Source organism: Paenibacillus sp. J5C2022, from assembly GCF_025567625.1.
GTDB lineage: Bacteria > Bacillota > Bacilli > Paenibacillales > Paenibacillaceae > Pristimantibacillus.
Genome location: NZ_JAOQJC010000005.1, coordinates 102,111 through 121,918, shown reverse-complemented (window position 1 = coordinate 121,918; position 19,808 = coordinate 102,111). Strand labels below are relative to the sequence as shown.

The 19,808-nt window shown below is 56.7% G+C and carries 16 protein-coding genes; 14 read left to right on the top strand and 2 right to left on the bottom strand.

What is annotated here, in order from left to right:
• The first annotated feature begins 10 nt into the window (after window positions 1-10).
• The 6 genes from M6D81_RS05810 (at window position 11) to M6D81_RS05785 (ending at window position 10,023) form a co-directional block, all read left to right on the top strand.
• Window positions 11-2,311: a glycoside hydrolase family 95 protein gene (locus M6D81_RS05810; RefSeq protein WP_262675880.1), complete on the top strand. Its 2,301-nt coding sequence runs from the start codon at window positions 11-13 to the stop codon at window positions 2,309-2,311.
• Between the two features lie 19 nt (window positions 2,312-2,330).
• Window positions 2,331-4,730, top strand: coding sequence for a glycoside hydrolase family 2 protein (locus M6D81_RS05805; RefSeq protein WP_262675879.1), 2,400 nt, complete (start codon window positions 2,331-2,333; stop codon window positions 4,728-4,730).
• Between the two features lie 32 nt (window positions 4,731-4,762).
• Window positions 4,763-7,012, top strand: coding sequence for a glycosyl hydrolase family 95 catalytic domain-containing protein (locus M6D81_RS05800; RefSeq protein WP_262675878.1), 2,250 nt, complete (start codon window positions 4,763-4,765; stop codon window positions 7,010-7,012).
• A 22-nt stretch (window positions 7,013-7,034) separates the two neighbouring features.
• On the top strand, window positions 7,035-8,153 hold the full coding sequence (locus M6D81_RS05795; protein ID WP_262675877.1) for an alginate lyase family protein: 1,119 nt from the start codon (window positions 7,035-7,037) through the stop codon (window positions 8,151-8,153).
• An 87-nt stretch (window positions 8,154-8,240) separates the two neighbouring features.
• The gene (locus tag M6D81_RS05790; RefSeq protein ID WP_262676013.1) at window positions 8,241-9,890 is read left to right on the top strand and encodes an alkaline phosphatase family protein; all 1,650 of its coding nucleotides are present in this window, start codon (window positions 8,241-8,243) and stop codon (window positions 9,888-9,890) included.
• Complete coding sequence (locus M6D81_RS05785) at window positions 9,862-10,023, top strand: DUF1572 family protein (protein WP_262675876.1); 162 nt, start codon at window positions 9,862-9,864, stop codon at window positions 10,021-10,023. Before M6D81_RS05790 ends, M6D81_RS05785 begins: the two co-directional genes overlap by 29 nt.
• Before the next feature lie 201 nt (window positions 10,024-10,224).
• On the opposite strand, the gene M6D81_RS05780 is transcribed toward M6D81_RS05785, so the two are convergent.
• Complete coding sequence (locus M6D81_RS05780; protein WP_262675875.1) at window positions 10,225-10,548, bottom strand: iron-sulfur cluster biosynthesis family protein; 324 nt, start codon at window positions 10,546-10,548, stop codon at window positions 10,225-10,227.
• A 175-nt stretch (window positions 10,549-10,723) separates the two neighbouring features.
• Here M6D81_RS05780 and M6D81_RS05775 point away from each other — a divergent pair, with 175 nt between their 5' ends.
• From M6D81_RS05775 to M6D81_RS05740, 8 genes are all read left to right on the top strand, one after another.
• On the top strand, window positions 10,724-12,196 hold the full coding sequence (locus M6D81_RS05775; protein ID WP_262676012.1) for a carboxypeptidase M32: 1,473 nt from the start codon (window positions 10,724-10,726) through the stop codon (window positions 12,194-12,196).
• A gap of 128 nt (window positions 12,197-12,324) precedes the next feature.
• Window positions 12,325-13,335 (top strand): ABC transporter substrate-binding protein, encoded by a 1,011-nt coding sequence (locus M6D81_RS05770; protein WP_262675874.1) that lies wholly within the window; start codon window positions 12,325-12,327, stop codon window positions 13,333-13,335.
• 31 nt (window positions 13,336-13,366) lie between these two features.
• Window positions 13,367-14,164: an ABC transporter ATP-binding protein gene (locus M6D81_RS05765; protein WP_262675873.1), complete on the top strand. Its 798-nt coding sequence runs from the start codon at window positions 13,367-13,369 to the stop codon at window positions 14,162-14,164.
• 124 nt (window positions 14,165-14,288) lie between these two features.
• On the top strand, window positions 14,289-15,053 hold the full coding sequence (locus tag M6D81_RS05760; protein ID WP_262676011.1) for an ABC transporter permease: 765 nt from the start codon (window positions 14,289-14,291) through the stop codon (window positions 15,051-15,053).
• A 62-nt stretch (window positions 15,054-15,115) separates the two neighbouring features.
• The gene (locus tag M6D81_RS05755; protein ID WP_262675872.1) at window positions 15,116-16,078 is read left to right on the top strand and encodes an aromatic acid exporter family protein; all 963 of its coding nucleotides are present in this window, start codon (window positions 15,116-15,118) and stop codon (window positions 16,076-16,078) included.
• Between the two features lie 148 nt (window positions 16,079-16,226).
• Window positions 16,227-16,427, top strand: a complete 201-nt coding sequence (locus M6D81_RS05750; RefSeq protein WP_262675871.1) for a hypothetical protein — start codon at window positions 16,227-16,229, stop codon at window positions 16,425-16,427.
• 350 nt (window positions 16,428-16,777) lie between these two features.
• Window positions 16,778-17,347, top strand: coding sequence for an outer spore coat protein CotE (locus M6D81_RS05745; protein WP_262675870.1), 570 nt, complete (start codon window positions 16,778-16,780; stop codon window positions 17,345-17,347).
• Window positions 17,348-17,766: 419 nt separating this feature from the next.
• Window positions 17,767-19,005, top strand: coding sequence for a putative amidoligase domain-containing protein (locus tag M6D81_RS05740; RefSeq protein WP_262675869.1), 1,239 nt, complete (start codon window positions 17,767-17,769; stop codon window positions 19,003-19,005).
• Window positions 19,006-19,353: 348 nt separating this feature from the next.
• Here the strand turns inward: M6D81_RS05740 and M6D81_RS05735 are convergent, their stop codons facing one another.
• Window positions 19,354-19,806, bottom strand: a complete 453-nt coding sequence (locus tag M6D81_RS05735) for an SRPBCC family protein (protein WP_262675868.1) — start codon at window positions 19,804-19,806, stop codon at window positions 19,354-19,356.
• Between the last annotated feature and the right edge of the window lie 2 nt (window positions 19,807-19,808).

Genomic DNA, 19,808 nt, shown 5'->3' with positions numbered 1-19,808 from the left:
CATGCGGAGCATGAGCAATAACGAGCAACTTCAGTTATGGTACAGGGAGCCGGCCCGAGACTGGGTGCAAGCGCTTCCGCTTGGGAACGGACGTCTTGGCGCCATGGTGTACGGCAGAGTGGCGGATGAGACGATCGGCTTGAACGAGGATACCGTCTGGTACGGAGGGCCGCAGCCACGGAGCAATCCGGATGCCGCGGCGAACATACCGGAGATCCGGAAGCTTCTGTTCGCGGGCAAGGTGCAGGAGGCTCAGCGGCTTGCGAAGCTGGCGTTGACGTCGACGCCGAAGTACTTCGGTCCTTACCAGCCGCTGGGCAATCTGCAGCTCGACTTCGCCGGTCACGAGGAGGAGGCGGCAGGCTACAGGCGCGAGCTGGATCTGGATAGCGGCGTCGTGACGGTCTATTACGAGACTGGCGGGGTTCGCTATAAGCGGGAGCTGTTCTGCAGCGAGCCGGACCAGGCGCTTGTCGTCCGTCTGACCTGCGACAAGCCGGGCGGAATAACGGTAGCCGCGCACATGATGCGGCGGCCGTTCGACGGCGGCTCGACGGCACAGGACGGCAGCTCCGTAGCGATGACCGGGCAATGCGGACCGGAAGGAGTCCGCTTCTGTTCTTACCTGAAGGCTGTGGCGGAAGATGGAGCCGTTCGCACGATCGGCGATTTCGTCTCCGTTGAGGGCGCCACAGCCGTTACATTCCTGTTGACGGCCGGCACGACGTTCCGCGACCGAGACCCCTTGCACGCCTGCAAGGCGAAGGCGGAAGCCGCAGCGCTGCGCTCGTTCGCAGACTTGCGATGCCGGCATATCGCAGACCACCAGCCGTTGTTTCGTAGAATGTCGATCTCGCTGGGCGGTGTTCCGGATAGGAATCTGCTGCAGCTGCCGACGGATGAACGACTGCGACGGGTGCAGGCAGGAGGGGAGGATAACAGTCTGATCTCCCTGTATTGCCAATACGGCAGATATTTGCTCATCGCCTGCTCCAGACCGGGCAGCATGGCCGCGAATTTGCAAGGCATATGGAATCACGATTACACTCCGCCATGGGAGTCGAAGTATACGATCAATATAAATATTCAAATGAACTATTGGCCGGCGGAAATCGGCAACTTGGCGGAATGCCATGAGGCGCTGTTCGAATTAATGGAGCGGATGCTGCCGTCAGGCAGAAGAACGGCCCGCGAAGTGTACCGCGTCGAAGGCTTCGTCTCCCATCATAATACGGGATTATGGGGCGATACGGCGATCGACGGCGTCATGGTCAGATCGGCCGTATGGCCGATGGGCGGTGCTTGGCTGGCTCTGCATCTATGGGAGCATTACCGGTACGGGATGGACGAAGCGTTCCTGCGGGAGAGAGCTTATCCCGTCATGAAGGAGGCTGCCGTATTCCTGCTGGACTATATGGTAGAGGACGGGGAAGGGCGTCTCGTCACCGGTCCTTCCACATCGCCGGAGAACGTCTATCGCACAGAGCAAGGCGAATTGGGATACTTGTGCATGGGGCCGGCAATGGATATGCAGATCGTTCACGCGCTATTCCGCTCGTGTCTGGATGCGGGGAAGCTGCTGGGAGAGAGCGGCGACTTCCGGCGAAGGCTGGAGACGGCGATGGAGAAGGTGCCGCAGCCGCGAATCGGCCGGCATGGCGGCATTATGGAGTGGCAGGAGGATTACGAAGAACCGGAGCCGGGTCACCGTCACATCTCGCAGCTGTTCGCGCTCCATCCCGGGGAGCAGATTACGGAGGAGACGCCGGAGTGGTTCGAAGCGGCGAAGCGGACAATTCGTCGCCGGCTGTCCCATGGCGGAGGCCATACCGGCTGGAGCCGGGCGTGGATTATCAATATGTGGGCCAGGCTTCTGGACGGCAACGAAGCCTACAGTCATCTGATGGAGCTGCTTCGAAGCTCGACGCATCCCAATCTGTTCGACGATCACCCGCCATTCCAGATCGACGGCAACTTTGGCGGCTGCGCGGGAGCCATGGAGATGCTGCTGCAGTCGCACGGCGGCGCCGTTCATCTTCTTCCCGCACTGCCGGATGGCTGGAGCGAGGGGGCAGTTCGGGGGCTACGAGCCAGAGGCGGCTTGACGCTTGACTTCCAATGGAGCGGGGGCAAGCTCGAATGGCTGACCGTCGCTTGCAGCCGTTCCGGCACATTGACGCTGAGAACGCCTAATGCCATAGGCTGTCAAGAGATTGCGGATATGGAGCTGAGAGAACGGAATGGCGGCTGCTTACTGCGCTTCCAAGCGGAACAGGGCACGACATACCAATTCCAGGCCGTTGGCCGTTAACTTCAATGGGCAGAGGTGAATGATGAGAACGATCTATCGACTTAACGATAACTGGGAGCATTATTGCGGAAGTCTGGGTGGAATATGGGAAGTATGGCGGGAGCGCAAGTGGGCTACGTCGCTGTATCATCTGCCCTGGACGCAAGTCGAGCTGCCGCACTGCTATAATGCGGAGGATGCGGTGCATCCCGACGTCAAGTACTATCAGGGACCGGCATGGTATCGCACACTGCTGGATGTGGACAATCCTTATCCGGAGGGCAGGACGATTATCGAATTCGAAGGCGCGGGACAGAAGTCCGACGTGTATATAGGGACTGAACGTGCAGGATCGCATAATGGCGGCTATGATGAATTCCGGTTCGATGTGACGGATGCCGCCATCGCGGCGAAGGAGAATGACTTGTACGGAGGCAAAGTTCCGCTTGCGGTCATGACGGACAATTCCCGGGATCTGCAGAGCATTCCTTCCGACATAAGCGACTTTAACCTGTACGGCGGCTTGTACCGGCATGTACATCTCCGCTATGTGCCGAAGCTGTCGCTGGAGCGGGTGCACGTCCAGGTGGAACAGGCTTCACGGGAGGAAGCGTCGATTCGGCTGAAGGCCAGACTGTACAATCCGACGGGCGCAGAAGATGAGGTAAGGTTTACAGCTGTCTTCCGGGACCCGTCCGGGAGGGAAGTCGGAAGGGTGGAGACAGATGCTGCGCCTTGGGCGGGGATGGAGACGGTCGGCGAGCTGGGACTGCAAGCTCCGGCATTATGGAGTCCTGATGACCCCCGGTTGTATACGTGCGAGGTGACGCTTGCAAGCGCACACGGCTCCATGCAGCTGACGGAGCGGTTCGGCGTCAGGCATTATGAATTCCTTGAGAATGGGCCGTTCATGCTGAATGGGGAACGGCTGCTTATTCGCGGCACCCATCGGCATGACGATCACGCAGGGCTGGGCGCGGCAATGACGGACGAGCTTGTCCGAGCGGAGCTGAAGCTGGCGAAGGAGATGGGAGCGAACTTCCTCCGTCTCGGCCATTACCAGCAGTCCAGACTGGTGCTGGAGCTATGCGACGAGCTGGGCATTCTCGTATGGGAGGAAATTCCCTGGTGCAGAGGCGGCTTGGGAGAAGAGTCGTATCAGGAGCAATGCCGGCAGATGCTGGCCGCTATGATCGACCAGCATTACAATCATCCTTCCGTAATCATCTGGGGGCTCGGCAACGAGAACGATTGGGCAGGCGACTTCGAGCAGTTCGATCAAGAGCATATCCGTTCGTTCATGAAGGAGCTGCACCAGTTGTCGCATCGGCTTGATCCCGAACGCGTCACCGGCATCAGAAGGTGCGAATTCTGCAAGGATATCGTGGACGTCTATTCGCCATCGATATGGGCGGGCTGGTATAGGGGGATATATCCCAAGTATGAGGAGTACAGCCTGCACGGCTTCCGCAATACTTCTCGCTTTATTCATATGGAATGGGGAGCGGATGCGATGGCCGGCCGTCATGTCGAGCAGCCGTATACCGGCTTCCAGGATATTCAGGCGGGCGATACGGCAGAGGAACGCGACGGGGACTTTCTCGCGGCAGGCGGCGATCCGCGCGTATCGGTTCTTGGTGACTGGTCCGAGACATACTTCTGCGATTTAATCGACTGGCACTTGAAGTCGCAGGAGCGCATGGGGTGGCTGACCGGAACCGCACAGTGGGTGTTCAAGGATTTTTCGACCCCCCTTCGGCCTGACAACCCTGTACCATATGTGAATCAGAAAGGCGTTGTGGAACGCGACCATACGAAGAAGGAAGCGTATTACGTGTTCCAATCCTACTGGAGCAAAGAGCCGATGGTTCGTCTGTACGGTCATTCCTGGCACACCCGATGGGGCTATGAAGGGGAATCGAAGCGGATACGCGTCTACTCCAACTGCCCGGAAGCGGAGTTGTTCCTGAATGGCGAGAGCTTGGGGAGAAGACGGCGTGATTCTCAGAATTATCCCTGCGCCGGACTGCGCTGGAATGCCGTCTTCCGGCAAGGGGTGAATCAACTTCGTGTAGAGGCGGAGAAGGATGGCAAGATAGTAGTCGATCAATTGACATTCACCTATCAGACAGAGCGCTGGGGGCAGCCTGTCAGTCTGCAGATGCGATTGGCGGACAGAAGGGAAGGACGGGCAAGGATAGAGGTGCGCGCATTCGATGCGAACGGCGTATTCTGTCCGGATGCGGCAATGTTCGTCCGCTTCTCCCTTGCAGGAGAAGGGAAGCTGATCGCGAATCTGGGGACGGCAAGCGGCAGCAGCTACGTCCAGCTGGCGAACGGCCAGGCGGTCATTGTAGCAGAATGCAGAGAAGAGGGCAAGGCGGTCGTATGCGCTGTATCGGATGGATTGAAGACGGCGATGCTCCCGCTATCGAATTAGAACGATGACATGATGAAGGAGGTTCGTTCGGCATGAGTACTGCATTATGGCAAGAGAATATCGACTGGCCGTCGTTCCTGGGCCGGCACGATCTGACCTGGTCGGTGAAGCCCGTCTCCTGGGATCAAGGGGCTTTCATCGGCAATGGCTGGATCGGCGCCATGATCTATTGCGAAGAGCATCGGCTGAAGCGTCATGTGCTGCGCTTCGTTCTGGGACGGACAGACGTCACTGCGAAGGACGGCGACAGCCCATTCCCGCCGCGTGTTCCGGTAGGCGAGCTGCACCTGGAGCTGGCCGGCTGGATATACCAGCCGATCAGTCTAAGGCTGCACTTATGGGATGCGGAGCTTAGAGCGGACATCACGACTACAGCCGGTCATGTTCGGCTGAGGGCGCTCGCGCATCGTACAGAGATGACGATCGGGGTAGAGCTTGAGACGTCGGACGGCGAGCGGGATACCGCATTCAACTGGTACGCTCATCACGAGGTAGACCGGATATTCAAGCATGCGGACGGCATTAATCTGAATCAGTATATTCCGGAGTCTGAAGTCGTCCGAGCCGTCACAGACGGTGTTCATACGGCAGCTGAGACCTTCCTGCCCGAAGGCTCGGGCGGCTGCGCAACAGCCTGGAGTGAAAGGGAGGAGACGTCGGTCGATGGGAGCGGCAGGAGGCTGTTCTATCTGTCGATTCAGAACGGCGCAGACGCCGGGGCGATCGAGCGGGCCGTACAGGCTGTGAACAAGGCAAGCGGGCAGTCATGGGATGTATGGCTGGATAAGCACCGCAGCTGGTGGCACGACTATTACCGGCAAAGCTTCTTGTCCATTCCCGACACGATGCTGGAAGGATTCTACTGGATACAGATGTACAAGCTGGCATCCGCGACGAGTGAGGACGGCATGCTGCTGGACAATCAAGGGCCATGGATGACGGCTACTCCGTGGCCGGGGGTATGGTTCAATATGAATGTCCAAATGGCGTACTCCCCCGTCTATGCCTCCAACCGGCTGGAGCTGGGGCAATCGCTCGTTCAGGCGATGCGCAATCGATTCCAGCAGCTGATCGGCAACGTGCCGGAAGCAATGCGGGCGGATTCAGCCGGACTGGGACGAAGCTGCAGCTACGATCTGGATTGCCCGGTTGACGACGAGAAGGGCAATCTCATCTGGGTGTGCCACAACATATGGCGGCAATACCGCTATTCGATGGATATAGAGCTTATGCAGGAGCTGCTGTTCCCGCTGCTCAAGCGGGCTGTGCAGCATCATATTCATCTGTTGGAGGAAGGGGAGGACGGCAAGCTTCATCTGCCGCCGACCATCTCTCCGGAATATGGCTCATTCCTGCAGCTGACCGTTCCGGATTGTCACTACGATCTGGCGCTGCTCATGTGGGGCTGCCGCACGCTGCTGCGGATGAGCGAGTGTTCGGAGATCATCGGCAGCTGCGATGAAAGCGAGCTTCAAGATGACTGCAAGCGCTGGCGGAGCGTGCTTGACCGATTAGCTCCGCTGCCTGTCGACGAGACAGGCTTTATGGTAGGAGGCGGCCAGCCGCTGGAATTCGGTCACCGACACTTCAGCCATCTGATGGCGGCTTTTCCGCTTCAGCTGGTCTCAGCGGACTCGCCGGACGAGCGGGAGCTGATCGCTGCCTCCTTGCGCCATTGGTTCTCGATGGAAGGCGACTTGCGCGGATTCTCCTTTACAGGGGCGGCTTCCATAGCGGCGGCTCTGGGCTGGGGCGATGAAGCTCACGCTTACTTGCAGTCGCTCATACATCTGCTCAAGCCCAATACGATGTACAAGGAAGCGGGTCCGGTCATCGAATCTCCGCTAGCGGGCGCAGAGGCCATTCACGACATGCTCCTACAGAGCCGGGGCGATACCGTCGCAGTATTCCCTGCCATGCCTGGCGGGTGGCGGGAAGCAAGCTTTCACCAATTGCGTGCGGAGGGGGCATTCCTCGTCAGCGCCGTCAGATCGGAAGGACGCACAGCCTGGATAGCCGTACGTAGTCTGGCCGGTTCGCCGTGCACATTAATGACGGATATGACCGGCTGCGTGAATATTGTTCGGGGGACCGCCAGACCGCTCGGCGATGGCTGCTTCGAGCTGAAGCTGAACGCCGGGGAGGAGCTGCTGCTGGTTGCCGAAGATGATGAAGGGGAGGAATTGGTGCTAGAGCCCGTTGCTACAGTACCTCATATGTGCGGTTTCTTCGGAAGCTATAAGCCGTGGAGACGATACGGACTGCCAGTCGAGAGGAAGTAGCGGACACAAAGGGGGGAGCGCGGTGACCATTGCCAATGAAATGCACTTGCGGTGGATGGACTGTGACAGGATTATCGCGAAGGCGGAGCGAAGCATGGCCGCGCCGCTCCTCAGCATAACCGATTATGCGGCGGAGATGAGCGAAGGAGGCCAGTGCGACTACTATTCCAACGGCGACTATTGGTGGCCGAATCCGGATACGCCGGACGGCCTTCCATACATAAGAAAAGACGGCCAATCGTATCCAGGCGCATTCACCGCCCATCGGGAAGCGCTGCGCGGCATGCGGACGAGTGCCGCCAATCTGGCCGCCGGATATGCCGTGACCGGGCGCGGAGCATATGCGGAGAGAGCGGCGGCGTTGCTGCGCCGCTTCTTCCTGGACGAGGAGAAGCGGATGAACCCCCACTTGACCTATGCGCAAGCGATACCCGGTGTATGTACGGGCCGCGGCATCGGGCTTATCGATACGCTTCATCTTATTGAGGTGCCCGCTGTCGCGCGGGTCATTCAGCGGTCCGGCGCATGGCCTGCGGAAGAGCATGAAAGGCTGCAAGGCTGGTTCTCGTCTTATCTGGAGTGGATGCTGTCGCATCCTTACGGCATTGAGGAGCGGGACACCGACAATAACCATGCGGTATGCTGGCTCGTTCAAGCAGCCGCATTCGCGAGGTTCACCGGCAACGGTTCCGTGCTGGCCATGTGCCGCGACCGTTACAGGAACGCTCTGCTTCCGCACCAGATGTCCGCAGACGGCAGCTTCCCGCGGGAGCTGGCACGTTCGAAGCCTTACGGCTACTCCATATTCGTGCTCGACAACATGGTGACGTTATGCCAGCTGTTGTCCGGCAAGGGAGATGACGACCTATGGCATTTCAGCCTGCCGGACGGACGTTCCATCTCTCTGGCGCTGGACTTTCTATATCCTTATCTGGCGGAACGTTCATCCTGGCCTTATTCGCACGATATCGAGCATTTCGACGATTGGCCGGTCGGCATGTCGTTCATGTTGTATGCGGGCATCGCGTTGCAAGATGAGCGTTATCTGGCGCTCTGGCGGTCGCTTCCTGCGGATTCGGACAATGCCGAGGTCAGACGCAATACCGCGATGCGCCAGCCGCTTCTGTGGCTGATGCAATGACGATCTCAAGCCCACTTGGGATGACATGTCGCCGCTTGAGGCACAATGTTCATAGAACATTTGTCATAGCGGGGGGACGAATTGAAGGTGAAGCTGTCTCATGTCTTAGCCGTGCTCGTATTCTTATTGCTGATTGGCTGTTCCGGCGGGAGGCCGGGCCAAGAGCAAGATCTGCTCCGGATGAAATCTAGCCGAGAGACGAAGAAAGTGATCTTTATTCTTGTTGATTCTCTGATGGCAAGTTCGATAGATGAGGGCATCGCTGAAAATCGGCTGCCGACCTTCAAATATTTGGTGGAGCACGGCCAATATTACAGGGATATGGTCAGCTCCTTCCCTACCATGTCAGTATCGATTGACAGTTCCTTGCTTACCGGAGCGTATCCCGATGTCCATCGTGTACCCGGTCTCACCTGGTATTCGTCGCAGGAGCAGCGGGTCATCAACTACGGTACCGGGCCGATGGAAGTGTTAAGGAACGGCATTGATTCTACACTCGCCGATGCGCTGATCCATTTGAACGGCAAGCATCTGAACACTCGAATAAGAACAATATATGAGGAACTGGATGAGCTTGGGCTTACTTCGGGCACCATTAACGGACTCATCTATCGAGGGAATACTGAACATAAGCTCACCATACCGAAGTGGATTCGCAGAACGGCGAATATGGCAGAGACGATCACAGTGAAAGGGCCGGACTTCCTGACCATGGGAGCGCTGTCCAATCCGTTGATAGGCAAGAAGAAGTTGAAGGACGGCTTGGTGAATAAGCTCGGATTCAATAACGGTTATGCGATAGGAACGTTGAACCATTTGATCGCGACTGACAAGCTGCCGGATTTCTTGCTGGTGTATATGCCCGATCTGGATCAGTCTCTGCATCAGAAGGGACCTGCGGATCTTGACGGGGTTGAGAAGGTCGACCGTCAGTTGCAACAGGTTATAAGAGCATTCGGCTCTCCGGAGAAAGCGTTGCGGGAAGCGGTTATTATTGTTGCGGGCGACAGCGGTATGACGCAGTTGCTGCCTGCCAATAAAGGGGCAGTTATCGAACTGCCGCTCTTGCTAGGCAAAGAGAATGTCATGCGAACAGGCGAAAGCGCAACCGAAAACAATTCCATAATACTCGCGGTCAACGAAACGATGGCTTATGTCTATTCCCTGGAAGGGCAACGGCTATTAGAGGGAATCGCATCCGTTCTTCGGCAGGACCCTCGCATCGACTTCATAGCATGGAAAGCGGAGGACTGGGTATCTGTCGTTCAGGGGGGTTCGGGCAGCAGATTAAGATACAAGCGGAACGGCGGTCTGACAGACGCTTACCAGCAATCGTGGCAAGTGGAGCAGGATTACAGCGTACTGGATCTTCAGGTGAATGAGCGTGCCGGAACGGTTGCTTACAGAGAATATCCCGATGCGATGCGTCGATTGTCGGCTGCTCTGCAATCTCACGAGGGTTCATACCTTGTCGTCACGGCTAAGCCCGGTTACGAGCTGGCGGACATGAGCTCGCCCAGACATGTTGAAGGCGGCGGACATGGCTCGATCCGACGGAAGGAATCCCTGGTCCCGCTTATCATATGCGGAACGGACCTGAAGCCGGATTATTTGCGAATGGTCGATCTGAAGCCTTTTTTGCTGAAGTTGTTGACAGATGTGGGGGAAGAAGGGAGGATGAGTGTAAAGAACAAGAGGAGTGGCGGCGATGAGCGTGTTCCTGATGGAGTCCAATAAGTTGCTGGATACGTATGGGAACTGGATTGAGCGGTCTATGGATAAAATTGATGAAGCGCAGCTGTGGGCCAGAATGCGGCAGGATACCAACAGTATCGGAAATCTCTGCTTGCATCTGGCCGGGAACGAGTAGCATCATATCATATTGCCGCAGGTATCGGCGGCATTCCGTTCACAAGGGAGCGATCTTCCGAATTCACGGCGGCAGGCAGCATGAACAAGGAAGAGCTGCTTGCGAAAATGAAGATGGCGCGCAGCACTTGCCGATAAATACTGGATTCGTTGAACGATGATGATCTGGGCAGGGTTGTGCTGGAATGGCGCCATTAGCCTGCTACGGTGCGGTCATGAACCGCATGCTCGTCGTATAGATCTGATTGTCGCTCTTCAGGCTGAACGTATCCCTCGCCGCATCGTAATCGATGCGCATGCTTGGCTCGTAGAATACTTCGTGTCGCCGCTCATAGAGGAACGGCAGCGGACGCCCTTCTCCTTCCGAATCGTGCTGCGACGGCTCGACTACTAGCTGCAGTGCGGGCACGCCGCTGACGACGCAGCCGCAGCCTTCCGTATCATGCAGAAATTTCAGCTTGATCGCATCCTCTTCAAGATAGGGAGCCAGCTTGCGTACGGCGGAATCTGTAAACGTAATTATCATGATAAGGTCATTCCTTTCTTGCATCCTGTTGTCCATCAGGTTTAAGATGATTATAAGGAGTCGGCAGTTGATATACAAGCTGCCGACTTCTTATCCATGAAGAATGATGAGGAAGGCAGGTGTCGCAACAGTGGCCAACGGAGTGCAAGACACATTAGTCCTGTTCCGGGACAGAATGAATGCGATTAGCAGCTATGGCGAGGCGCTGGGCGTTCTCTACTGGGATCTTCGCACGGGAGCTCCAAGACGGGGAATGGACAGACGATCGGAATCCATCGGCGTATTGTCGGGAGAGATGTTCAAGCTGTCGACGGCGCCTGAGCTGGGCGAATGGCTGTCCCGGCTGGAAGAGAAGCATACATATGAGACATTGTCGGAAATCGACCAGCGGCTCGTTATGGAGACGCGCAAGGAATACGACCGCAGCGTGAAGATTCCTCCCAAGCTGTATCAGGAATACGTCGTGCTGGCGTCGCAGTCGGAATCCAAATGGGAGGAAGCGAAGGCGGAGAACGACTACGCAGGATTCCAGCCGTATCTGGAGAAGGTGATCGGCTATACGAATCAGTTCATTGATCTGTGGGGCGCAGGCGCGACTCGTTATGATACGCTGCTGGATCAATACGAACCGGGCATGACGGTAGAGGAGTTGGATCGCGTATTCACTGGTGTGCGGGAGCAGCTCGTGCCGCTCGCAGCGAATATTGCGTCCTCGCCTCATCAGCCGGATACGTCATTCCTGCGACAAAGCTTCGATAAAGCGGCACAGAAGGAATTCAGCCTGCACATCTTGCGGCAGATGGGCTACAACTTCGAGTCGGGCCGTCTGGACGAGAGCGCGCATCCGTTCGCTACAGGATTGAATCCTGGCGACGTGCGCATTACAACCCGCTACCTGGAGAATGATGTGACCAGTGCCTTGTTCGGAACGATTCATGAAGGCGGCCATGCGCTCTACGAGCAGAACATCATGAAGGAACTGGTGGGCACGACATTGTGTACGGGAACGTCGATGGGCATTCACGAATCGCAATCTCGCTTCTGGGAGAATGTCATCGGACGCAGCCGTCCGTTCTGGGAGCACAATTTCGAAGCGCTGCAGAAGAGCTTCCCGGGACAGCTCGACGTCACGGTGGACCAATTCTACCGCGGCAACAACGTCGTCACTCCTTCGCTTATTCGCATAGAAGCTGACGAGCTAACCTATAATCTCCATATTATTATCCGATATGAGATGGAGAAGCTTATATTCAACGAAGGCTTGAAGGCGGCGGATCTGCCCGCCATGTGGAACGACAAGTATAAGGAATATCTGGGCATTACGCCACCAAGCGATGCGGAAGGCGTCCTTCAGGATGTTCACTGGTCCGGCGGAGCGTTCGGCTACTTCCCTTCCTACTCGCTCGGGAACATGTATGCCGCACAGTTCGCGGATACGCTGGAGAAGGAACTGAAGGGCATATGGGATATGGTCGGACGAGGCGACCTGCTGCCGATCAGGGACTGGCTGGCGGAACGCATATACAAGTACGGCAAGCTTCGCACGCCCGCCGAGCTGGTGCAGGCCGTGACGGGCAAGCCGCTTGACCCTCAGTATCTTGTGGACTACTTGAGCCGGAAGTACAGCGACATATACAAGCTTTCATAACGTTACGACAGGACTGTTCCTTCCTTCTGCCTGCTGCAGAGGAGGGAACAGTTTTTTTGTGCCAATCACCGCTCATCCCGTAGCTGCATAGGCTGTTGTACACCACTATGTTGGCAGGAGGAAGAAGGATGAGCAGACGGCAGATCGTATCCGCGCTGCTTGCAGTCGTACTGGCGGGAGTAGCTGTGCTCGCCGGATGCAGCAAGGGCGGCTCGGAGCAGAAGGTTATTCGAATCGGCGAGGTGGCGCGTACTTTGTTCTATGCGCCGCAATATGTCGCGATTGAGGAAGGTTTCTTCGAAGAGGAAGGGTTGAAGATTGAACTGACGACGACGCCCGGAGGGGATAAGACGATGACCTCGCTGTTGTCGGGGGTGATCGATGTTGCGCTTGTAGGCGCTGAGACGTCGATCTATGTATATCAGCAGGGAGCGGAAGACCCCGTTGTCAGCTTCGCCCAGCTGACGCAGACGGACGGCACATTCCTGGTGGCGCGCGAGAAGCCGGATGACTTCAACTGGGATGAATTGAAAGGGACAGTCTTCCTGGGACAGAGGAAGGGAGGCATGCCGCAGATGGCGGGAGAATTCACGCTGAAGAAGCACGGCATCGATCCCCATGCGGATCTGGAGCTCATTCAGAATGTGGACTTCGCCAACATCGCTGCAGCGTTCTCGTCGGGAACGGGAGATTACGTCCAGTTGTTCGAACCTACCGCATCCATCTTCGAGAGGGAGGGAAGAGGCCATGTCATCGCATCCTTCGGGACGGAGAGCGGCCACTTGCCCTACACCGTGTTCATGACGAAGCAAAGCTACATGGACAAAAACAAGAAGTGGGTGCAGGCATTTACGGATGCCGTGTACAAGGCGCAGCAATGGGTAGCGGAGCATTCTGCCCAGGAAATAGCAGAAGTTGTGTCACCATACTTTGAAAATGTGGATCGCGACATCTTGATCAGCTCCATCGACCGATACAAGTCTCAAGGCTCATTCGCCTCCGATCCCATCATCGACGAAGCGGAATGGAACAATTTGCTGGATATCATCATGAGCGCAGGGGAGCTGGAGAAACGAACGGAGCACAGCGTGCTTGTCAATACCGGCTTCGGACAGACGGCGATCGATTCGGTGAAATAGCAAGCGACATCAGGCGAGGGGGGAGATTGAAATGTCGGAAACGCCGGTACTTCAGCTTGTAGACCTCTCCCATGTGTATGTGAACGAGAAAGGGGCGGCGCTGGTTCTGGAAGGCTTGCGGCTGTCGCTGTCGCGCGGAGAGTTTCTAAGTCTGGTAGGTCCCAGCGGCTGCGGCAAGACGACTGTGCTCAATCTGCTTGCAGGATTGTTCCCGCCTACGATGGGACGGGTGCTGCTTGGCGGGGAGACGGTCACCGGGCCGTCTCCCAAGGTGGGCTACATGCTGCAGCAGGATTATTTGTTCCCGTGGCGCAGCATCCGCGACAATGCTGCGATCGGACTGGAAATTAACGGAACGAAGACGAGGGCATCGATGAGCGCGGTCGATGAAGTGCTGTCGGAGCTGGGGCTTGGCGGATATGGAAGCCGCTATCCGCATGAGCTGTCCGGCGGCATGCGGCAGCGGGTCGCGCTGGCCCGGACGCTGGTGACGGAGCCGGAGGTGCTGCTGCTGGATGAGCCATTCTCTGCGCTGGATCTTCATATCAAGCTGCAGTTGGAGGAATTGGTGCAGCGTACGCTGAAGCGTCTGGGCAAGACTGCAGTGCTCGTGACCCACGATCTGGCCGAAGCGGCGGCAATGAGCGACCGTGTCATCGTCATGGGGCGCAACCCCGGCCGATTCAGGAGCGAGCTGGTCGTGCCGGAGGAGATCAGAACGGCAACTCCGATGGACGCGCGCAAGCTGCCGGCCTTCCAGGACATATTCGAGCAACTGTGGTCGCAGCTCCATGCGGTGGAACGAGAAGGGGGTGAGGACAGTGGGTGAGCGGCGCGAGCCTATCGGCGATGAAGCGGTCGACCCGAGTGGGAGAGGCCCTGCGGAGATAGCCGGCATACAGGAAGACCGCAGAGCGTTGTTGAACGGTCTTCATGGCGATTACAAGCGGCGAATGAGCAGAATTTCCGCAGGTGTCGGCACGACGCAGCTTTTATTGCTGCTGCTGTTCCTATCGTTCTGGGAAGCAGCTGGTCGACAGAGATGGATCGATCCGTTGCTGTTCAGCTACCCGACGAAAATATTCCATCAGCTGTACACAACGATGGCAGATGGCTCCATCTGGCCGCATGTGGCCATGACGGTCGTCGAGACGGTAACCGGCTTCGCGCTGGGTACGGTCATCGGCACGGCCATTGCCGCTGCGCTCTGGTGGTTCCCGTTCCTGTCGCGGGTAATGGACCCCTATCTGGTCGTGCTGAACAGCATGCCGAAAGTGGCGCTTGGCCCCATTTTTATCGTGCTGCTGGGTCCAGGCTTGATGTCGATTGTGACGATATCACTGTCGGTCACGGTCATCATTACAACGATCAACATCTATAACAGGTTCCGGGAGATTGACAGCGGTTATATCAAGGTCGTCCGCTTGCTTGGCGCGTCGAAGCCCCAGCTGTTCCGGCTCGTCATTCTGCCGGGCTCCTTTCCCGTCATCATCTCCACGCTGAAAGTGAACGTAGGCTTGTCCTGGGTCGGCGTGATCGTGGGAGAATTTCTGGTGGCAAAGCTGGGACTCGGCTACTTGATCATATACGGATTCCAGGTATTCAACTTTACGCTCGTGCTCTCCAGTCTGGTAGTGATAGGCGTCGTCGCGACGATGATGTACCAGCTGGTGGCTGCGCTGGAGAGAAAGTTGACGCAGGGCTGGCGGGAACGGTAGGATGAGATAGGGCCAATATCGGCCAAGTATCGACATCTTATCCGGACTTGAGGGAATGCATCATGGGAATTCGCGTCATCAAGACGGCCGTTGCAGCAATCGCGGCCATTTACACGGCAATGTATTTAGGAATAGAACCGGCGTTATCCGCCGGAATTATGGCTATACTCGGCGTTGAAGTGACGCGGATGAAGGGGCTGAAGAGCGTCTCCATCCGGTTCGTCGCATCGGTGCTGGGTCTTTTTTTCGGCTCTCTCATCTTTACGCTGCTCGGTTTTCAATACTGGTCAGTGGCGATTTTTATAATGATCACTTTTCCGATATTGGCAAGGTTCCAGCTGAAGGACGGCATATTGACGAGCGCTGTCATTGTGTTTCACATCTTCGATCACGGCGAAGTGAACGGAGCGCTGATCGCCAATGAGATTGTGCTGCTGCTCGTCGGACTTGGCTGGGCTACGGTTATTAATTTTTTGTACATGCCCAAGGAGGAGCATGGCTTGAAGCAGCTGCGCGAAGAGACGGAGCGGATGTTCGGCGAGATGTTCCGGCAGATGGCGCTGACGCTGCGCGATCCCGCCCACTTATGGGGAGGAGAAGAGCTGTTAGCCGTCGAACAGGCGATCGGGGAAGGAAGCCAACTGTCTCTGCGCAGCAAGGAGAACCGGTTATGGGGGCATGAGCCATACTGGGCCATCTACTTCGAGATGCGGAAGCAGCAGCTGGATTCCATCAGCTCGATGCTGACGGATCTGGCTTTCGTCTATGAGAAGCTGCCTCAGAATGAATGGATGGCGCAGCTGCTGGAGCAGCTGTCCGGCGATGTGAAGTCCGAGGTGTACCGCGGCGGAGCGGAGCGCAAGCTGTACGAGATGAAGCGGAGGTTCAAGGAGATGCGGCTGCCGGCAACCCGGGAGGAATTCGAGGTAAGGGCTACGCTGTACAATCTGCTTCGGGAAGTAGAGCGATACTTGTCCATCGCGAAGCGGCTGCAGAAGAAGCCGAGGGAGACGGTTGTGAAGTGATTATTGAGGCTGCATCGATTTATGCATAAAGTAATGGCATCACGAAAATATGTATCGGTGTAGTTTGATAGTGGTAGAAAGTGTTGATGTAAAATATGGATAATAATGATATAGTGTGAGTAATATTAGAAAATGAGGTGTTCAAATTATGGCACTGATTAAAAACTTCATACTGGTCGTAATTCATTTAGTTGGGGAGCTATGGATGGGATGTTTCAGGCGCAGCTCTGATTTTTACGATAAACATGCCGTTACGAAGACGAAAGCTGGATATACTCTATTTGTCATACTTACTTTCATTGCAACAATCGGAATTGCTGCTTTGTTTTATGCAAGGATTAATCAATAACTAAATGGAAAGAAACAATTTACGTTATACGAATACAGCCTTCTTTATCCATCACATAAGCAATGTAGATTTGAACCTGATACGAAGCTTGGAAAACTGATCTCTATTACACGTACATTCTCAAAGGACTTTGAAAAAATTTTCTCATAAGGCGCCGAACGGCAGCATACATATGGACTATCAGCGTCCGGCGGCGTGGTAGTCGATGGCGAGTTATGGTGTATTGCGCGTAGGCGATATCCTTGGGATGGGACGTGTAAAATTTCTCGCTTTGCAGACCTGTTTAATCAACAAACGCCTATGACCTGCATACACTTTAAATGAATGATTGTATGGAGGAGGTTAAGTCAATGACTATTGCAGATAAACAGCTCCAGTGCAGAGAAATAATTACGAAAGCTGTCTGCGGCAAGGGTCGTAAGTTTACTACAGTCACCCATACCGTTACACCGCCTCATAAGCCTACCAGCATTCTGGGCGCATGGATTATTAATCATCAGTATGAAGCGGTTCGTTCAGGTGACGGAATTGAAGTGATCGGTACTTACGACATTAATATCTGGTATTCTTACAACAATAACTCGCAAACGGATGTTGCCAAGGAATCCGTACAATTCGTGGAAAATGTGCCGCTCTCATATGTGGATCCGAAACATAGGGCCTCGACGGAGGAGGTTGCCGCAGAGGTGCTTCAGGAGCCGAATTGCATTGAAGCCAATATTTCATCGAACGGCTCCAGCGTCGTCGTTCGCGTCGAGCGCGAATTCGCGGTGGAGATGATCGCCGAGACGAAAGTATGCGTAGCTGTCGTTCCAGGCGGTTGCAGCGACATGGACGACAAGGATATGGCTTTCACGCTCGGCGAAGAAGACGGGGACTACGAGGATCTGGATTCCGACCTGCTCGACGACGAGCTGTAATTTTTTTTGCGGCCTAGTACCGCATTATATGCCGGGCATACGGCAGGCTTGAGGGCGGAAGCCCTCTTTTTGTTTGGTGGAAGCGGATTGGGCGGTGAATAAGCTCCTGACGCCTTCGGCAAGCGCGTGTGGAAGCGGTGTATTCGCGGGAAGGAGTGGTATGGCGAATGGCGACATTATGGATATGGCAGCCGGGGACTGACGAGGAATTCATGCCCGCTGCAACTCTGCATTGCAGCGAGCAGCAGTCGCCTTCCCGTGCGGCGCGATGGTCGCCTCCAGGGCAGCCAGCTGAGATCTCCGGGGTCAAGCCGGGGATCGGCGACGCAATCCTCCCGGCTTGGCCAAGGGATACGATGCTAGAATCCCGTTGTCGGGGAGCGTGGCTGCTGAATACGGGAGCTTCAGTTGCGCTGACGATGGACGAGTCGAAGCAGAGAGCGTTGTGGCGGCGATGCGGCTTGCCCGTCCGTGATCGGCTGGAGAGCGAGCGGACGTATCTGGTGCGGGCTGTCTGCTTGGCGCCGGTGTCGCTCCGGCGCTCCGATAACGACGGCGGCGAGCTGCTGTCGCCGCCGCAATGGCCGGCCGGTGAGCACAGCTGGCCGGCAGATGCGCTGCTGCGCCGCGTGGCGTACACCGCTGTGCGGGCGCTGTACGCTCTCCGCCTGGATGCCGGAGAGGCGGAGGTGGCGCTTGGCGGCGACGGGCGCGTGGCGCTGCGTCGCGCCCGTCCGCTGGGCGCCGCCGAGCTGCCGCAGGCGGTGCTGGAGCCGCTTGCCGAGTGGTATGCGGCAAGCGGTGGCGATCCGGGTCGGCAGAGCATTCTGCTTGGCGCCGATCCGGAGTTCGCGCTGCTGCGGCCGGACGGCAGGCTGGCCTCGGCCGCGCGCTTCTTCGGCGCTGGCGCCGCCGGTGCGACCGGCGCCGACGCGCTGCTGGTGAGCCGGCGGCTGCTCTACCCCGTCGCCGAGCTACGGCCCGCGCCGGCTGCCGACCCCGCCGCGCTGGCCGCGAATGTGCTGCGCTTGCTGCTGCGCGCCGCCGCGAAGGTGAACGACCCGTCGCTGCGCTGGGTCGCGGGTGCGATGCCCGTGCCGGGGCTGGCGCTCGGCGGGCACATCCATATTAGCGGAGCGCCGCTCACTGGGCGCTTGCTCCGCTGCCTCGACAGCTGCGTGGCGTATCCGCTTGCGCTGGTGGAGGACCCCGCCGGGCGAGGGCGTCGTCCCCGCTACGGCGGGCTCGGGGACTTCCGCTATCAGCCGCATGGCGGGTTCGAATACCGTACGCTGCCGAGCTGGCTCATCGCCCCGGCAGCGGCCAAGGCCGCCTTCGCGCTGGCGTTGCTGTGCGCCCGCGAGGCGCATCGGCTGCCGCGCATACCCGCTGATGACGGGCGATATGCGGCGGCCTACTACGCCGGCGACCGCTCGGAGCTCGCCGGCTGCCTGGATGACATCGCCTCGACGATATCAGCGACGGAGAGCTATTCGGCGCTCTCTGTATACATCGAGCCGCTGCTTGATGCAGCTCGGCAAGGCAAGACGTGGGATGAGAAGCTGGACTTTCGCCACAAGTGGCGCATCCCGTTGCAAGCTGCTCCAACAGATGGGATGCCGACCTGGTCCAAGGGGATGCTGCGAACGAAGGAATGAAGCAGCTTCGTTATTAGGCTTGGACAGAATAGTACAGTTCGTATTTCCTGTTCCCATTTAGTTGATTCTCTCAGCCAGTTTCAATATAATTCCTTCCGGTCCGCATAACTTATATGTGTTTTCTAAAGTCAAGAAAAAACGCTTTAACAGCAGGAAGATCATTGACGATTATGCCTATATGGTCAATTTGACGAATTTTCATAATTCCACTTCCTTATACAAGCTATTCCTTCCCCACATTTACTCGCTCGTCCATGGATTTCAAAGCATCAATTTTTTCTTTTTTGCGATATCAAGTGGCAAGAACATGCTGTCTGTGGGAAATAAGTCTGAATTGTAGATGCGATTTTATAGTTTTGGGTTGTTCTGACCGCGCAGGTGTGTCGTCAAATTGTCGAATGTTCCGGACCAGCCGTCGTACACGAACTGATCACCGGGGTGACCCGCATATCCGCGTAGGTGGAAGATCATCTCGGTGTTGTCGCCTTTCTCGATAAGGGTCAGGGTTACGACGGGGGAATCCTCGACGGGAGCATCGGGGTAACCCCAGGTGAAGACGAGCCGTTCGAAAGGAATGACGTCGAGGAACACGCCTCCGGTGTGAAATTCCTCCTTTGTCTCGGCATTGATCATGGTATAACGGTAGCGTCCACCTTGACGGACGTCAAAGGAGATGGACTCCAGGGGTGTTGATGGCAGCCAGGCGGCAAGCTCCTTCTCTTCAGTCCAAGCGCGCCACACGAGCTCGCGGCGGGCATTTAGTGTTCGTGTAATGGTGAATTCCGATGGGGATGCAGACATAA